The organism is Frankia sp. CgJB1, assembly GCF_977947065.1.
On the sequence record NZ_CDWTNB010000163.1, the window covers coordinates 2,013 to 2,539 of the forward strand.

A 527-nucleotide genomic window follows, 5' to 3' on the forward strand; every position below is an offset into this window, starting at 1 on the left:
GAAGTGAACAAGTTATTTCATTCCTAATCCTATTGCACTTGGCCGTGCGTCCCGCGAGTTTCATCAGAGCCGCGAGATCACTGAGCTGCGGATCTTCGTCCGCAGCGCTGACGATCCGGAAGAACACCTGGGCGGTGACGTCAACGTCAGCAGGGGCCCGGTGGCGATCCGCCGGCTGCTTGATGTGGAAATGCGCCAGCAGCGTGTCGAGCCGGTAGTTCGGCAGACCTGGGATGAGGTGCCTGGCAAGCGGGATCGTGTCGAGGAAGTCAACGTGGGCCAGCACCGGGCAGTGCTCGCGCTGATTGTAGATGATGTTGGCTTCGGTGGCGGCGTGTTGAGCGACCAGCAGGTACTGAATGCCCTCAGTGAATCGCCGGTCCAATGCGCCCAGCGCGTCGGCCGGGCTGGGCGCCTGGCGCAGTTGCTCGGGGGTGAGGCCGGTCTGGGCCGTGTCGGCCGGCGTCACCGGGGCGAACGCGAGCGGCCGGATGAGAGGATTCGGAATGAAATAACTTGTTCACTTC

The 527-nt window shown here is 62.8% G+C and carries 1 protein-coding gene; it reads right to left on the minus strand.

From position 1 onward, the window contains the following. On the minus strand, nucleotides 1–469 hold a 469-nt coding region (locus tag AC08OT_RS16255), incomplete at its 3' end, for a 3'-5' exonuclease (protein ID WP_476602993.1). Nucleotides 470–527 lie beyond the last annotated feature (58 nt).